Consider the following 16571-nt stretch of genomic DNA (forward strand, 5'->3'; position numbering starts at 1 on the left):
ATGTCAGCTTCCTGCGGCGCGACAAATCGCACCGAACTCATCCGCATTCAGAGAGGCCCCACCCACAAGCCCCCCATCGATATCCGGCATACCGAATAATTCGGCTGCATTGGCGGCCTTCACGCTGCCGCCATATAGAACCCTTACCGCACACGCCACTTCAGCACTCTGCGCAGCCAACTGCGCGCGGATCGCGGCATGCACCAGCTGCGCCTGCTCAGGCGACGCCGTCAAACCCGAACCAATAGCCCAGACCGGCTCATAGGCAACCACCGCCCGAGCAAAAGCCTCAATACCCAATGCCTCGATAACGCTGGCCAACTGCGCACCAACCACCTCCAGGGTCTTGCCCGCTTCACGCTGAACTAGGGTCTCCCCTACGCACAACAGCGGCGTCAACCCACAAGACTGCGCGGCAGCAAATTTGCGTGTCACCTCGACATCAGTCTCGCCAAGCAGCAAGCGTCGCTCAGAATGACCAACCAGCACCAAGGCACAGCCCGCATCCTGCAACTGACTGGCAGCAACCTCACCCGTCAGGGCACCTTGCGCGGGATCGACCGCACAATTTTGCGCACCGATCGCCACACCTTTATCCGCCAGACCATCCAGAACCTGGACAACATGCAGGCAGGATGGAAAGACCGCAACCTCAACACCAGCAGGCAACACCTGCTGACGTAAACCGTTGATCAGCTCTGCGACGCTGGCGCGGGTACCGTGCATTTTCCAGTTACCAGCTACCAAGGGGCGACGCATGCTTTACCTCATCGGTCAAAGAGGGCGCAGATGTTACCCAACGGCACCGGGACTGGCAAGCAATCAAACACAGACTTCAGCAACAACCTTAGCCAATTCATCGGCATAGCCGCGAACCTGGGCCTCATCGTCGCCCTCGACCATCACCCGCAGCAACGGTTCGGTACCGGACTTGCGCAACAGAACGCGACCACGACCCGCCATTTGCTCGGTCACCCGCGCACTGGCATCTCGCACAGCAGGGTGCTCGAGAGGGTCGACACCACCGGAAAAACGCACATTGATCAGCACCTGTGGACACTTGCGCAAGCCTTGGCGCGCCTCGGCAAGACTCTGCCCACGACGCTTGAGCGCCAGCAGCACCTGCAGCGCAGCGATAATCGCATCGCCCGTCGTGGTGTGCTGAAAACACACGAGGTGCCCCGAATTTTCCCCTCCCATCTGCCAGTTGCGCTCCAGTAGCTCGGCAACCACATAGCGGTCACCCACCTTGGCGCGCACAAAGGGAATTGCCAGATCTGCCAGCGCCAGCTCCAGACCGAGATTGCTCATCAGGGTGCCTACTACGCCACCCTGAAGCATGCCACGCTCCTGCAGGTCACGCGCAATGATGAACAGCAACTCATCACCATCAACCAAAGCCCCCGTGTGATCAACCATCAGCACACGATCCGCGTCGCCATCGAAAGCGATGCCCAGATCGGCCTGCTGCGCCACCACGGCAGCCTGCAAGGCCCCGACGTGAGTGGAACCACAGTCATCGTTGATATTCAGGCCGTTGGGTTGAGCCGAAAGCACCGAGACCTCAACGCCGAGCTCGTGAAACACGCTGGGCGCCACCTTGTAGGCCGCCCCATTGGCGCAATCGATCACGATCTTCAGACCGGAAAAATCAGTACTGCTCGGCACACTGCTCTTGCAGAATTCGATATAGCGCCCCGCCGCATCGTTGATCCGCGACACCTTGCCCAATTGACCCGACTCGACCACGGTCATCGGCGCATCGAGCAACTCCTCGATCATCAACTCGATCTCGTCGGGCAGCTTAGTGCCCTGCCCCGAGAAAAACTTGATGCCATTATCATGATGCGGGTTGTGCGATGCACTGATGACGATACCCGCCTCGGCATGAAAGGTACGGGTCAGGTAGGCGATCGCCGGCGTGGGCATTGGCCCCAGCAACATCACATCAGCACCCGCCGCGGACAACCCGGCCTCCAGCGCCGACTCGAACATGTAGCCGGAAATCCGCGTGTCCTTGCCGATCAGAATCTTGCACTTACCCTGCTTGCGAAACGCCATACCGGCTGCCCAGCCGAGCTTGAGCATAAAATCCGGGGTAATGGGAAACTCGCCGACACGCCCACGGATACCGTCGGTACCAAAATATTTTCTAGCCATGACTAATATTCCTTGATGACTTATTCAGCTGCTTCAACTGCAGCCAGCATGCGCACCACATCGACGGTTTCCGCCACATCATGAACCCGCAAAATGTGCGCACCCTTAGTTACCGCCAGGGCCGCGAGGGCAAGGCTGCCGTATAGGCGCCCACCGACCTCGTGGCCCAGCACTCGACCGATCATGCTCTTGCGCGAGACGCCGACCAGCAGCGGCCGCCCCAACTCATGCAGCAACTGCAAACCCTTGAACAGGCTGAGGTTGTGCTCCTGGGTCTTGGCGAAGCCGAAACCCGGATCGAGAACCAGCCGTTCAAGTGCAATACCCGCCGCCGTACAGGCCGTCATGCGCTCAACCAGAAAGTCGCGCACCTCGACCAGCACATCGGCGTAGTGGGGATTCTCCTGCATGGTGGTCGGCTCACCACGCATATGCATCAGGCACACCGGCAAGCCGCTGTCAGCCGCGGCATCCAGCGCCCCGTCACGCTGCAATGAGCGCACATCGTTAATCAGGCCAGCCCCGAGACGCGCCGTTTCACGAATTACCGCAGGCGTCGAGGTATCCACCGAGATGATCACATCCAGTTCGGCCGCAATGGCTTCGACAATCGGCGCAACGCGCTCAAGCTCCTCAACCGGCGAAACCGCTCGTGCCCCGGGACGCGTCGACTCGCCACCGACATCGATCAAGGCGGCGCCTGCACGCAACATCGCTTCCGCATGACGCAAGGCGGCGTCGCGCTGAGCGAAACGACCACCATCGGAAAAGGAATCGGGAGTGACATTGAGGATACCCATCACCTGCGGACGGGTTAAATCAAGAAACCGGCTGCCACAAGGCAGCCGGTTCAGATGGTGCACTTCAGACATCGTGATCCTTAATGCTCGGCAGCAGGACCACCGATAGGTTTCTCGGGACGATCCGTTTCGTCGGGACTGGCAGCCGGCGTATCAGCATCACCATCACCACCACCACTCCAGTCGCGCGGCTCACGCGGGACACGACCGTTCATGATTTCTTCGATCTGCTCGGCATCGATGGTCTCGTACTTCATCAAGGCCTCAGCCATGGCATCGAGCTTGTCGCGATTCTCTTCCAGCAGGCGCCGGGCAGTGCCGTAGCATTGATCGATGATGCTGCGAACTTCCTGGTCGATCACCTTGGCGGTGTCGGCCGAGACATTGGTGTGCTGACTGCCCATGCTGCGCCCCAGGAAGACTTCACCTTCCTCCTCGGCATACATCAGCGGACCGAGCTTCTCGGACAAGCCCCACTTGGTCACCATGTTGCGCGCCAGCTGAGTGGCACGCATGATGTCGTTCGAGGCCCCAGTGGTCACGCCATCGAAGCCCAAGGTCATTTCCTCGGCGATTCGCCCACCGAACAACGAGCAGATCTGACTGGTCAACGCGCGCTTGCTCAGGCTGTAGCGATCCTCTTCCGGCAGGAACATGGTCACGCCCAATGCTCGACCGCGTGGGATGATCGACACCTTGTAGACCGGATCATGCTCGGGCACCAGGCGCCCGACGATGGCATGACCAGCTTCGTGGAAGGCCGTATTGAGCTTTTCCTTGTCCGACATGACCATGGATTTGCGCTCGGCGCCCATCATGATCTTGTCCTTGGCCAGCTCGAACTCCTTCATCTCAACCAGGCGCTTGCCGGCACGCGCGGCAAACAACGAGGCCTCGTTGACCAGGTTGGCCAGATCAGCACCGGAGAAGCCTGGGGTACCACGAGCAATCACCGCAGGCTCGACATTTTCGCCCATCGGCACCTTGCGCATGTGCACCTTGAGAATCTGCTCGCGACCCCGAATATCCGGCAGGCTGACCACCACCTGACGATCGAAGCGACCGGGACGCAATAGCGCCGGATCGAGTACATCTGGGCGGTTAGTGGCGGCGATGACGATGACACCATCGTTCATCTCGAAGCCGTCCATCTCCACCAGCAACTGATTGAGGGTCTGCTCGCGCTCGTCATGACCGCCACCCATGCCGGCACCACGATGGCGACCGACGGCGTCGATCTCGTCGATAAAGATGATGCAGGGTGCATGCTTCTTCGCCTGCTCGAACATGTCGCGCACGCGGGACGCACCGACACCGACGAACATCTCGACGAAATCCGAACCGGAAATGGTGAAGAACGGCACCTTCGCTTCACCGGCAACCGCCTTGGCCAGCAAGGTCTTGCCGGTGCCGGGCGAACCAACCATCAATACGCCACGCGGAATACGCCCACCGAGACGCTGGAACTTGCCCGGATCACGCAGGAATTCCACCAATTCGCTGACTTCCTCCTTGGCCTCGTCGCAACCGGCGACGTCAGCGAAGGTAGTTTTGACCTGATCTTCCGAGAGCAGGCGCGCCTTGCTCTTGCCGAAGCTCATGGGCCCGCCCTTGCCACCGGCACCGCCCTGCATCTGGCGCATGAAGAACATGAACACCGCGATGATCACCAGGATCGGGAAGCTGGCCACCAGCAACTGGGTCCAGATGCTCTGCTGTTCCGGCTGCTTGCCGATTATCTGCACGTTGTTGTCGATCAGGTCCTTGATCAGGCCGTTATCCTGGATTGCCGGACGCACGGTCTCGAAAGAGGAACCATCGCCTCGCACGCCACTGATGATGAAACCATCAACCGTGACCCTCTGGACCGAGCCATCTTGAACTTGCTGGATAAATTCCGAGTAATTGAGCTTGGTCGACTCGCTCGGGCTGGAAAAATTGTTCATCACCGTCACCAAGACAGCTGCGATGATCAGCCACAGGACCAGATTCTTTGCCATGTCGTTCAATTAGCTACCCTCTGAAGCAGGCCCCGTGTCGAAGCGCACTTCGCATGACGACCAGTTATGTACCGATCTAACTTACTACACAACGCCCGCACCTGGCAGGCGCCGTCTGTAACCCTATATTTTGCCATCCAGCAGCCGCAGCCCCAGAGGGCACAGGACCGCCACCTCAACCCTCGACCTTGCCACCGCGAAAGCTGCGCCCAAGCATGTATTGCTCACGCGAGCGATCACGCGAAGACAAGGGCTTGCGCATCTGCACCTTGCCGAACATCTCGCGCACCTGCTTGTGGTAGGTATCGAAACCTTCGCCCTGGAAAATCTTGATCAGGAAGTCTCCGCCCGGACGCAGCACACGCCCTGCCAGATCCAGCGCCAATTCGCACAGGTACATGGCACGCGCCTGATCGGCAGTCCTTACCCCACTCATATTGGGGGCCATATCGGAAATCACAAGGTCTACCGGATTACCGCCAATCGCCTCGAGAATCTGCGCGAACACCGCATCGTCGGTGAAGTCGCCCTGAATGAAGGTGACATCGGGGATGCTGTCCATCTCCAGAATATCGGAAGCGATCAGGGTGCCCTTGTCGCCGATCAACCGACTGGTGACCTGCGACCAGCCCCCTGGCGCAGCGCCCAGATCGACCACCGTCATGCCGGGGCGCAGGATACGGTCCTTTTCCTGGACCTCCAGCAGCTTGTAGCTGGCGCGCGAGCGATAGCCATCCTTTTGCGCCATTTTGACGTAAGGGTCATCGAAATGTTCTTTCAGCCAACGCAGGCTGGTCTTGGAACGGGCCACGCAATACCTCGAATTTGTGCAGAGCATGAATATCTGGGCGGCAACCAAAGCGCTCGGGTAAACTGATCGCCGTTTTTTACCAGATTAAATGCAGGAATCAGATTATGCCGCTCACTCAAGAGCAGAAGAAACAATTCAAATCTATCGGCCACCACCTGAAACCCGTATTGATCGTGGCTGACAATGGTTTGACCGAAGGCGTACTGGCCGAACTGGAGCGCGCACTGAGCGACCATGAACTGATTAAAGTGCAATTGCGCATTGTCGAGCGCGAGAGCCGTCTTACCGCGATCAACCAGTTGTGCAAAGCCGGCCATGCCGACCTGGTGCAGGTGATCGGCAAAATGGCGCTGATCTACCGCAAGAACCCCAAGGTCAATAAAAACCTGTCCAACGTCCATCGCCATCACGGCTGATAGCTGCAAACTGCATGCTTCTTGTCTGACTTGAAGCCTGCAGTTTATCGCTTACTGCTGCCAGGCACTGCCTGCAGCACCAGTAACAGACCGCAGAACGCCATCACCATGTAGCTGAACATCAGCCACAGCCCGCCAGCTGAGTAGAAATGGCGCACGCCAAAGTAACTCGTGGCCATTACCAGCACCGTGAGCAGCAATTGCCCGCGCATATCGCGCCACAGGCTGGCCAAATGCTCGGCACGGATCAGCACCACTGCCTGCAATACTGCACAAAACCCCGCCAGCCCCACCACGAGCGGGCGAACGGCGCTGGCGATTTCTTCGACCAGCAACTGCGCCAGACCCAGTTTAGCGATCGCCGGCAACACCAGAAAATGTAATAACCAGAGGCCGCCGACCCAGAATGTCTGGGCCAACAGCCAGCTGATTGCTCCAGCAGTTGGGCTGCTGGGCCTAGATATGACGAACCTCGACAATCTCGTACTCGAGGATGCCACTGGGGGTCTTGACCACCACCACATCGCCTTCTTCCTTGCCGACCAGCGCGCGCGCGATAGGCGAACCCACCGACAGCTTGCCGAGCCGGATATCGGCTTCGTCTTCACCAACGATCTGATAGGTCACGCTTTCGTCGGTTTCGACGTTGGCAATCTCCACGGTCGTGCCGAAAATAACCTTGCCGGTGTGCGCAATGCTGGTCACATCGATGACCACGGCGTTCTGCAGGCGACCTTCGATATCACGGATGCGCGCCTCGACCATGCCCTGTTGCTCGCGGGCGGCATGGTATTCAGCGTTTTCCTTGAGGTCACCCAGCTCACGCGCGGTGCCGATGTCCTGACTGAGCTTGGGCCGCATCACCTTGGTCAGGTGAGCCAGCTCCTCTTCCAGGGCGCGCGCGCCCTGGACGGTCATTGGGTATTTAGTCATGCCTTGATTCCCGCATGGAGATCCTGCAAACGGCGCACCGTTTTTTCTGGACCGAACTTGAGCGCCTCACAAATCGCCTCACCCGCGGCCAGCGTGGTGGTGCAGCAGATTCGATGTTGCAGCGCATTACGTCGAATGGAATAGGAGTCGGCAATCGACTGGCGACCCTCGGTGGTATTGATGATCAGCGTGACTTCGTCATTCTTGATCATGTCGACCACGTGGGGACGCCCCTCGGTCACCTTGTTGACCCGGCGCACTGGCAAGCCGGCCGCCTCGACCACCTTGGCGGTACCCGACGTGGCAACCACGTCAAACCCCAGTTCGATCAGACTACGCGCCAACTCGGCCACCAGGGGCTTGTCGTCATCGCGCACACTGATAAAGGCGCAGCCGCTGTTGGGCAGGATTTCACTGGCGCCCAACTGCGCCTTGGCAAACGCTTCGCCGAAGGTGTCGCCGACACCCATCACTTCACCGGTCGACTTCATTTCCGGGCCGAGGATAGGGTCGACGCCGGGGAACTTGGAGAAGGGGAATACGGCTTCCTTGACGCTGTAGAAGTTCGGAATGATTTCGTCGGTGAAACCGACTTCGGCCAGGGTCTTGCCGGCCATCACCCGGGCACCGAGCATCGCCAGGGAGATGCCGATGCACTTGGAAACGAACGGCACGGTCCGCGAGGCGCGCGGGTTAACTTCGATGACGAAGATGTCCTCGCCCTGCACCGCCATCTGCACGTTCATCAGGCCGATCACGCCAAGCTCCAGGGCCATTTTCTTGACCTGGTCGCGGATCTCGTCCTGGATATGCGCCGGCAGCGAATACGGCGGCAAGGAACAGGCCGAGTCACCGGAGTGCACGCCCGCCTGCTCGATATGCTGCATGATCGCGCCGATCACCACGGTTTCGCCGTCGCTGATGGCATCGATATCGACTTCGATGGCGCAGTTGAGGAAGTGATCGAGCAGCACCGGGCTGTCATTCGACACTTTCACCGCTTCGCGCATGTAGCGCTTGAGCTCTTCTTCCTGGTAGACGATTTCCATCGCCCGGCCGCCCAGCACATAGGACGGACGCACCACCAGCGGGTAACCAATGACCTTGGACGCCGCCAGGGCCTCGTCTTCACTGCGCGCCGTGGCATTGGCCGGCTGGCGCAGGCCCAGACGCTGAACCATCTGCTGGAAACGCTCGCGGTCTTCGGCGCGGTCGATGGCCTCGGGGCTGGTGCCGATGATCGGCACACCGGCCTCTTCCAGGGCGCGACAGATTTTCAGCGGGGTCTGCCCGCCATACTGCACGATCACGCCCTTGGGCTGCTCGACGCGAACGATTTCCAGCACGTCCTCCAGGGTTACCGGCTCGAAATACAGGCGGTCCGAGGTGTCGTAATCGGTGGAGACGGTTTCCGGGTTGCAGTTGACCATGATGGTCTCGTAACCGTCTTCGCGCAGCGCCAATGCGGCGTGCACGCAGCAGTAGTCGAACTCGATACCCTGACCGATGCGGTTCGGCCCGCCACCGAGGATCATGATCTTGTCGCGGCTCGACGGCGCCGCCTCGCACTCTTCCTCGTAGGTCGAATACATGTAGGCGGTGTCGCTGGCGAACTCGGCGGCGCAGGTGTCGACGCGCTTGTACACCGGCAGCACTTTCAGCTTGTGCCGGTGGCTGCGCAGGCTCTTCTCGGAAACGCCGAGCAGTTTGGCCAGGCGGATATCGGAGAAGCCCTTGCGCTTGAGCTTGTACATCAGGTCGCGGTCGATACTGACCAGGCCCAGGGTCTTGATCTTTTCCTCGTCCTTGACCAGGTCTTCGATCTGCACCAGGAACCACTCGTCGATGCGGGTCAGCTCGAACACTTCGGCAACGGTCTTGCCGGCACGGAAGGCGTCGGCCAGGTACCAGATGCGGTCGGCACCCGGCACGGTCAGCTCGCGTTTGAGGGTGCTTTCTGCATCCGGGTCATTCGGGTCGAGCATCGGATCGAAGCCGGAAACTCCGACCTCCAGGCCACGCAGGGCTTTCTGCATGGACTCCTGGAAGGTGCGACCGATGGCCATGACTTCACCGACGGACTTCATCTGGGTGGTCAGGCGGGCATCGGCCTTGGGGAATTTCTCGAAGGCGAAACGCGGGATCTTGGTCACGACATAGTCGATGGCCGGCTCGAAGGACGCCGGAGTGCGGCCGCCAGTGATGTCGTTGGACAGCTCGTCGAGGGTGTAACCCACCGCCAGCTTGGCGGCGATCTTGGCGATCGGGAAACCGGTAGCCTTGGAGGCCAGCGCCGAGGAACGCGACACGCGCGGGTTCATCTCGATCACCACCATGCGCCCGGTATTCGGGCAGATGCCGAACTGCACATTGGAGCCGCCGGTTTCCACGCCGATCTCGCGCAGCACCGCCAGGGAGGCGTTGCGCAGGATCTGGTATTCCTTGTCGGTCAGGGTTTGTGCCGGAGCCACGGTGATCGAGTCGCCGGTGTGCACCCCCATCGGATCGAAGTTTTCGATGGCGCAGACGATGATGCAGTTGTCCTTCTTGTCGCGGACCACCTCCATCTCGTATTCCTTCCAGCCGATCAGCGACTCGTCGATCAGCAGCTCGTTGGTCGGCGACAGGTCGATACCGCGCGCGCAGATCTCTTCGAATTCTTCCCGGTTGTAGGCGATGCCGCCACCGGTGCCGCCCATGGTGAAGGACGGACGAATGATGCAGGGAAAGCCGACTTTCTCGAGGACGACGTAGGCTTCTTCCATGTTATGGGCGATGCCGGAAACCGGGCAGGCCAGGCCGATGTCCTTCATCGCCTTGTCGAAACGCGAACGGTCTTCGGCCTTGTCGATGGTGTCGGCGTTGGCACCGATCATTTCCACACCGAACTTTTCCAGAACGCCGTGCTTTTCCAGGTCGAGCGCGCAGTTCAGCGCAGTCTGCCCACCCATGGTCGGCAACAGGGCGTCAGGGCGCTCCTTCTCGATGATCTTGGCCACGGTCGACCATTTGATCGGCTCGATGTAGGTGGCGTCGGCCATGGCCGGGTCGGTCATGATGGTGGCGGGGTTGGAGTTCACCAGGATGACCCGGTAGCCCTCTTCCCTCAAGGCCTTGCAGGCCTGGGCACCGGAATAGTCGAACTCGCAGGCCTGGCCGATAACGATCGGGCCAGCGCCGAGGATCAGAATGCTTTTAATGTCTGTACGTTTTGGCATAGCGGTTACTCGAATCCTTGGGTCAGTCGGCGAGGTTTAGCGGCGCTTGGCCATGGCTTCGATAAAACGGTCGAACAGCGGCGCCACATCGGCAGGACCGGGGCTCGCTTCGGGGTGGCCCTGGAAGCTGAAGGCGTCCTTGTCGGTGCGCTCGATGCCCTGCAGGGAGCCGTCGAACAGCGACTTGTGAATCGCCCGCACGTTGCCCGGCAGGCTGGCTTCATCCACGGCAAAACCGTGATTCTGGCTGGTGATCATCACCACGCCACTGTCCAGGTCCTGCACCGGGTGGTTGGCACCGTGGTGACCGTGGCCCATTTTCAGGGTCTTGGCGCCGGAGGCCAGAGCCAGCAACTGGTGACCGAGACAGATGCCGAACACCGGAATTTCAGTCTGCAGCACGTCCTGGATCGCCTGGATCGCGTAATCGCAAGGCTCGGGATCGCCCGGGCCGTTGGACAGAAATACGCCATCGGGATTCAGCGCCAACACCTCGGCGGCCGGAGTCTGGGCCGGCACCACGGTTACCCGGCAGCCGCGCTCAACCAGCATGCGCAGGATGTTCAGCTTGACGCCGTAATCGTAGGCCACCACGTGGTACTTCAGCTCGTTGGCCGGAATCAGCGGATGACTGTCGTCCTGCAGATTCCATACGCTGGAGCGCCACTCGTAAGACTTGGCACAGCTGACCACCTTGGCCAGGTCCATGCCCTTGAGGCCGGGGAAGCTGCGCGCCAAGTCCAACGCCTTCTCTTCGGTGGCATCGTCGCCGACCAGGATGCAGCCGTTCTGCGAACCCTTCTCGCGCAGGATGCGGGTCAGGCGACGGGTATCGATGCCGGCGATGGCGACGGTACCGTTTTCCTTCAGGTATTCATCGAGCGGCTGCTTGTTGCGCCAGTTGCTGGAAGTCAGCGGCAGGTCGCGAATGATCAGGCCGGCCGCCCAGACGCTGCAGGACTCGGCATCTTCCGGTGTAGTACCAGTGTTGCCGATATGCGGGTAGGTCAGGGTAACGATCTGCTGGGCATAGGAAGGATCGGTAAGGATTTCCTGATAGCCGGTCATGGCGGTGTTAAAAACCACCTCCCCAATAGTTTGGCCATCGGCGCCGATGGCCTCGCCGCGAAAAATACTGCCATCGGCAAGGGCCAGGATGGCAGGCTTAAGGGCTGGCTTACTCAAGAAAACCTCCGTAGATCAAAGCTTGAAGCAAACGCAGATTGTAAAAAAGCGGAATGACGTACCGACCGTCATCCCGCTTTTTTATCTGATTCATTCTGCGCAACTTTTAGTGGACACACTAAAGCGGGAAGCCTACAGGAAAGTGCCTTTTTGGTCCACCGCCAGATGCGACTTACTCCTCAGCGGAGCAGTCGCTTCCGACGAACCGCATCAGTTGAGCCCCAGCACATCCTGCATGTCGTACAACGCAGGCTCACGTCCCTGCAACCACGACGCCGAACGTACCGCGCCTTTGGCGAAGGTCATGCGACTTGAGGCTTTATGGGTAATCTCCACACGCTCGCCATCGGCGGCGAACAGCACGGTGTGATCGCCAACCACATCACCGGCCCTTACCGTGGCAAAACCGATGGTTTCACGAGCACGGGCACCGGTCTGGCCTTCGCGACCGTAGACCGCGACTTTCTGCAAATCACGCCCCAAGGCATTGGCCACCACTTCGCCCATGCGCAAGGCGGTGCCCGACGGCGCATCGACCTTGTGCCGGTGATGGGCCTCGATGATCTCGATATCCACCTCGTCACCGAGCACCCGGGCCGCGGTATCCAGCAATTTCAGGCACAGGTTGACCCCCACGCTGAAGTTGGCGGCAAAGACGATGGGGATCTGCTTGCCGGCATCGGCCAGCAGCTGTTTTTCCTCGGCACTGAAGCCGGTGGTGCCAATCACCATGGCCTTGCCCGCCCGCCGACAGACTTCCAGGTTGCTCAGGGTCACCGAAGGGTGGGTGAAATCGATCAGCACATCGAACCGATCCAGCACCTCACTCAAATTGCCCGACAGCTCAACGCCGATCTTGCCCAGCGCCGCCAACTCGCCAACATCGGCACCCACCAGGCTGCTGTCGGCACGATCGATCGCCGCAGTCAGACTGACGCCATCGGCCTGCTGCACGGCCTCGATCAAGGTCTTGCCCATGCGCCCGGCGGCGCCCATCACTGCTATTCGTTGCATGACACCCGCTCCACGCTATAAGCCTCGAACCGCAGGCCGGAGTGCAAGCCCTCTTGCAGCTCGCCAGCACCCGCCTGCGGCCGTTTATTCACACATCGCCGAAGAAGCGTTTGACACCCTCGAACCAGCCACTGGCCTTCGGCGAATGCCGGGTATCGCCCTGCAGCGTCTTGCGAAACTCGTCGAGCAGTTCGCGCTGACGTCGATCCAGGCTGACCGGGGTTTCTACCGCTACCCGGCACATCAGGTCGCCGGCACCGCCACCACGCACCGGCGCTACGCCTTTACCGCGCAAACGGAACAGCTTGCCGGTCTGGGTGCCTTCCGGGATCTTCAGCTTGACCCGGCCATCGAGGGTCGGCACTTCCAACTCACCGCCCAGCGCCGCATCGGCGAAGCTGATCGGAACCTCGCAGTACAGATGCTTGCCATCGCGCTGAAAGATCGCGTGCTCGCGCACATTGACCACCACATACAGGTCGCCCGCCGGGCCACCCATCGCGCCGGCTTCGCCTTCACCAGACAGGCGAATGCGATCACCGGTATCGACACCCGGTGGAACCTTCACCGACAGGGTCTTGTGCTCTTCCACGCGACCATGACCATGGCAGGTGCCACAGGGATCGGTAATCATCTTGCCGCCGCCATGGCAACGCGGACAGGTCTGCTGCACCGAGAAGAAGCCCTGCTGCATGCGCACCTGACCGATACCGCCGCAGGTGGTACAGGTCACCGGCGAGGTGCCTTTCTTCGCCCCTGAGCCTTCGCAGGTCTTGCAATTGACCAGGGTCGGGACCCGGATATTGACCGAGGTACCGCGCACCGCCTCTTCCAGATCCAGCTCCAGGGTGTAGCGCAAATCGCTGCCGCGCTGGGCGCCGCCACGCTGACCGCCACGGCCGCCAGCACCACCGAAGAAGTCGCTGAACACATCGCCGAAGATATCGGAGAAGTTTGCCCCGCCCGGACCACCGCCGCCGCCCATCTGCGGATCGACACCGGCATGACCGTACTGGTCGTAGGCCGCACGCTTGCCGGCATCGGACAATACTTCGTAGGCCTCGTTGGCATCCTTGAACATATCTTCCGACGCTTTATCGTCGGGATTGCGGTCCGGGTGATGCTTCATCGCCAGGCGCCGGTAGGCCTTTTTCAGCTCTGCTTCGCTGGCGCCGCGCTCGACACCGAGCACCTCGTAATAGTCACGTTTAGCCATAAGTCTTCAATACCTTTAAATCGTCTACTCCAGACACGCCAACGCGGGAGCAAGCTCCCGCGTGGCGGATCATGCCGGTTGCGACTCACGTCACGCCCGGCCAGAGCGGCATAAGCTTGCGCTTATTTGTTTTCCTTGACCTCTTCAAACTCCGCGTCGACCACATCGTCGCCCGCGTCTTGAGCGCCATCAGCCTGCTGAGCCTCAGCACCAGGCTGCGGCTGCTCGGCATACATCTTCTGCGCCAGCGGGGTAGTGGCTTCGGACAGGGCACTGATCTTGGCTTCGATAGCAGCCTTGTCATCACCCTTGATCGCTACTTCCAGTTCGCCCAGCGCTTTTTCGATGGCTACCTTCTCGTCTTCGGTGACTTTATCGCCTGCTTCGGTGACCATCTTGCGCGAGGCGTGTACCAGCTGATCACCCTGGTTACGGGCAGTGGCCAGCTCTTCGAACTTGCGATCTTCCTCGGCGTTGGCCTCGGCATCACGCACCATCTGCTCGATCTCTTCCTCGGACAGACCGGAGTTGGCCTTGATCACAATGGACTGCGTCTTACCGGTGGCCTTGTCTTTCGCGCCGACATGCAGGATGCCGTTGGCGTCGATATCGAAGGTCACTTCGATCTGCGGCACGCCGCGCGGGGCCGGCGGAATATCAGCCAGATCGAACTTGCCCAGGGACTTGTTCTGCGAAGCTTGCTTACGCTCGCCCTGCAGGACGTGAATGGTTACCGCGCCCTGGTTGTCGTCAGCGGTGGAGAACACCTGGGACTTCTTGGTCGGAACAGTGGTGTTCTTCTCGATCAGCGCAGTCATCACGCCGCCCATGGTTTCGATACCCAGGGTCAGCGGCGATACGTCGAGCAGCAGCACGTCCTTGACGTCGCCGGCCAGCACGGCCCCCTGGATAGCCGCACCCATGGCCACGGCTTCGTCCGGGTTGACGTCCTTGCGCGCTTCCTTGCCGAAGAAATCGGTGACCAGTTTCTGCACCAGCGGCATGCGGGTCTGACCACCGACGAGGATCACGTCGTCGATCTTGGCCACGTCGATACCCGCGTCCTTCAAGGCGATGCGGCACGGCTCGATGGTGCGCTGCACCAGGTCTTCAACCAGCGACTCCAGCTTGGCGCGCGAAATCTTCACGTTCAAGTGCTTGGGACCGGTGGCATCTGCAGTAATGTACGGCAGATTGACGTCGGTCGACTGGCTGGACGACAGTTCGATCTTGGCTTTCTCGGCAGCCTCTTTCAGGCGCTGCATGGCCAGCGGGTCACCCTTGAGGTTCATGCCGCTTTCTTTCTTGAATTCGTCGACCAGGTAATCGATCAGACGGATGTCGAAGTCTTCGCCACCAAGGAAGGTGTCGCCGTGAGTGGCCAACACTTCGAACTGGTGCTCGCCATCGACGTCGGCGATCTCGATCACGGAAACGTCGAAAGTACCGCCACCCAGGTCATAAACGATCACGGTGTGATCGCCCTTGGCCTTGTCCATGCCGTAGGCCAGTGCCGCAGCGGTCGGCTCGTTGATGATGCGCTTGACGTCCAGACCGGCGATGCGCCCGGCATCCTTGGTGGCCTGACGCTGGCTGTCGTTGAAGTAGGCCGGCACGGTGATCACCGCCTCGGTGACTGGCTCGCCAAGATAGTCTTCGGCGGTCTTCTTCATCTTCTTGAGGATTTCCGCGGAAATCTGCGGCGGCGCCATCTTCTGGCCGTTCACCTCAACCCAGGCGTCGCCGTTGTCGGCTTTGACGATCTTGTACGGCACCATCTGGATGTCTTTCTGCACGACGTCTTCTTCGAAACGACGACCGATCAGGCGCTTCACCGCATACAGGGTGTTGTGCGGATTGGTCACAGCCTGGCGCTTGGCCGACTGACCGACGAGGATTTCACCGTCATTGGCATAAGCAATGATCGACGGCGTGGTGCGAGTGCCCTCGGCGTTCTCGATGACCTTGACGTTGCCGTTTTCCAGAATGGAGACGCACGAGTTGGTAGTCCCCAGGTCGATACCGATAATTCTGCCCATCATCATTCTCCTGAAATTTTGATAATTCCGCCGCTGCGCCTTGTCAGCCGCGGTAGCACTAAAACGCTTGACTCATAAATGGGGGCTGATCGCCGAATTTCAAGCCTGCTCATCGATGGACGGCGGCGCTTCGCTCGGCGCCTTGCTGACCACCACCATCGCCGGACGCAACAGCCGACCGTTGAGCAGATAGCCCTTCTGAAACACCTTGAGCACGCTGTTCGGCTCCACATTGGTGCTGTCCTGCATGGCCATGGCCTGATGGTGCTCCGGATTGAACGGCGCACCGTGCGGGTCAATGGCTTCCAACTGATAGCGCTTGAAGGTGTCGTGGAACAGCTTCAGCGTCAGCTCCATGCCCTCGCGCACCGCCTTGATTGCCTCATCATCCGGATTCGACAACTCGAGACCGCGCTCCAGGCTGTCGACGACCGGCAACAGGTCATTGGCGAATTTCTCCAAGGCGAACTTGTGCGCCTTCTCTACATCCTGCTCGGCGCGACGACGCACATTCTGCAGATCCGCCGCCATGCGCAGAGCCTGATCCTGAGCGGCAGCCAGCTCTTCCTCCAGCACCTGGATGCGAGCGTCCAACTGATCGCTCGATTCCATTTCGGCACCAGGTGCCACTTCCGGCAACTGGGTATCGCGGGTCTGTTCGTCAGCCATGCGTTTCTCCTCTAAAAATTCGACGCAAGCCTAAACTTGCGCGTCTGCCGCCTATATGGGGACAAATTCTGCAGCTTCAAGTGCTGCACAAGGATTGTCAGCCGAGAAAC

The 16571-nt window shown here is 60.1% G+C and carries 14 protein-coding genes; 1 reads left to right on the top strand and 13 read right to left on the bottom strand.

Annotation, left to right across the window (positions count from 1 at the left end; genetic code table 11):
• Positions 1-3 precede the first annotated feature (3 nt).
• The 5 genes from tpiA to rlmE all read right to left on the bottom strand — a co-directional run bounded on the left by tpiA (position 4) and on the right by rlmE (position 5771).
• Positions 4-759, bottom strand: coding sequence for a triose-phosphate isomerase (gene tpiA, locus PH586_RS23020; protein WP_271350137.1), 756 nt, complete (start codon positions 757-759; stop codon positions 4-6).
• 63 nt (positions 760-822) lie between these two features.
• The gene (gene glmM, locus PH586_RS23025) at positions 823-2160 is read right to left on the bottom strand and encodes a phosphoglucosamine mutase (protein ID WP_271350138.1); all 1338 of its coding nucleotides are present in this window, start codon (positions 2158-2160) and stop codon (positions 823-825) included.
• A 20-nt stretch (positions 2161-2180) separates the two neighbouring features.
• Entirely contained in the window at positions 2181-3032 is an 852-nt protein-coding gene (gene folP, locus PH586_RS23030) for a dihydropteroate synthase (RefSeq protein ID WP_271350139.1), read from the bottom strand.
• 8 nt (positions 3033-3040) lie between these two features.
• Complete coding sequence (gene ftsH, locus PH586_RS23035) at positions 3041-4960, bottom strand: ATP-dependent zinc metalloprotease FtsH (protein WP_271350140.1); 1920 nt, start codon at positions 4958-4960, stop codon at positions 3041-3043.
• A 175-nt stretch (positions 4961-5135) separates the two neighbouring features.
• Positions 5136-5771, bottom strand: coding sequence for a 23S rRNA (uridine(2552)-2'-O)-methyltransferase RlmE (gene rlmE / locus PH586_RS23040; protein WP_271350141.1), 636 nt, complete (start codon positions 5769-5771; stop codon positions 5136-5138).
• A 104-nt stretch (positions 5772-5875) separates the two neighbouring features.
• Between rlmE and yhbY the strand changes: the two genes are divergently transcribed.
• Positions 5876-6187, top strand: coding sequence for a ribosome assembly RNA-binding protein YhbY (gene yhbY, locus PH586_RS23045; RefSeq protein WP_238042404.1), 312 nt, complete (start codon positions 5876-5878; stop codon positions 6185-6187).
• 44 nt (positions 6188-6231) lie between these two features.
• On the opposite strand, the gene PH586_RS23050 is transcribed toward yhbY, so the two are convergent.
• From PH586_RS23050 to grpE, 8 genes are all read right to left on the bottom strand, one after another.
• The gene (locus PH586_RS23050) at positions 6232-6606 is read right to left on the bottom strand and encodes a DUF4149 domain-containing protein (RefSeq protein ID WP_333908337.1); all 375 of its coding nucleotides are present in this window, start codon (positions 6604-6606) and stop codon (positions 6232-6234) included.
• 37 nt (positions 6607-6643) lie between these two features.
• Positions 6644-7120 (bottom strand): transcription elongation factor GreA, encoded by a 477-nt coding sequence (gene greA, locus PH586_RS23055; protein ID WP_238042406.1) that lies wholly within the window; start codon positions 7118-7120, stop codon positions 6644-6646.
• Positions 7117-10338, bottom strand: a complete 3222-nt coding sequence (gene carB / locus PH586_RS23060; RefSeq protein WP_271350143.1) for a carbamoyl-phosphate synthase large subunit — start codon at positions 10336-10338, stop codon at positions 7117-7119. Before carB ends, greA begins: the two co-directional genes overlap by 4 nt.
• Before the next feature lie 36 nt (positions 10339-10374).
• Positions 10375-11523 carry a glutamine-hydrolyzing carbamoyl-phosphate synthase small subunit gene (carA, locus tag PH586_RS23065; protein ID WP_271350144.1) on the bottom strand — a complete coding sequence of 383 codons (1149 nt, stop codon included), beginning with the start codon at positions 11521-11523 and terminating at the stop codon, positions 10375-10377.
• A gap of 210 nt (positions 11524-11733) precedes the next feature.
• Positions 11734-12537: a 4-hydroxy-tetrahydrodipicolinate reductase gene (gene dapB, locus PH586_RS23070; protein WP_271350145.1), complete on the bottom strand. Its 804-nt coding sequence runs from the start codon at positions 12535-12537 to the stop codon at positions 11734-11736.
• An 88-nt stretch (positions 12538-12625) separates the two neighbouring features.
• A complete protein-coding gene (gene dnaJ / locus PH586_RS23075) occupies positions 12626-13753 on the bottom strand; it encodes a molecular chaperone DnaJ (protein WP_271350146.1) in 1128 nt (375 codons plus the stop codon).
• 122 nt (positions 13754-13875) lie between these two features.
• Positions 13876-15792: a molecular chaperone DnaK gene (dnaK, locus tag PH586_RS23080; protein WP_271350147.1), complete on the bottom strand. Its 1917-nt coding sequence runs from the start codon at positions 15790-15792 to the stop codon at positions 13876-13878.
• 99 nt (positions 15793-15891) lie between these two features.
• A complete protein-coding gene (grpE, locus tag PH586_RS23085; RefSeq protein ID WP_271350148.1) occupies positions 15892-16461 on the bottom strand; it encodes a nucleotide exchange factor GrpE in 570 nt (189 codons plus the stop codon).
• Between the last annotated feature and the right edge of the window lie 110 nt (positions 16462-16571).

The organism is Pseudomonas aestuarii (assembly GCF_027988105.1).
GTDB lineage: Bacteria > Pseudomonadota > Gammaproteobacteria > Pseudomonadales > Pseudomonadaceae > Aquipseudomonas > Aquipseudomonas aestuarii.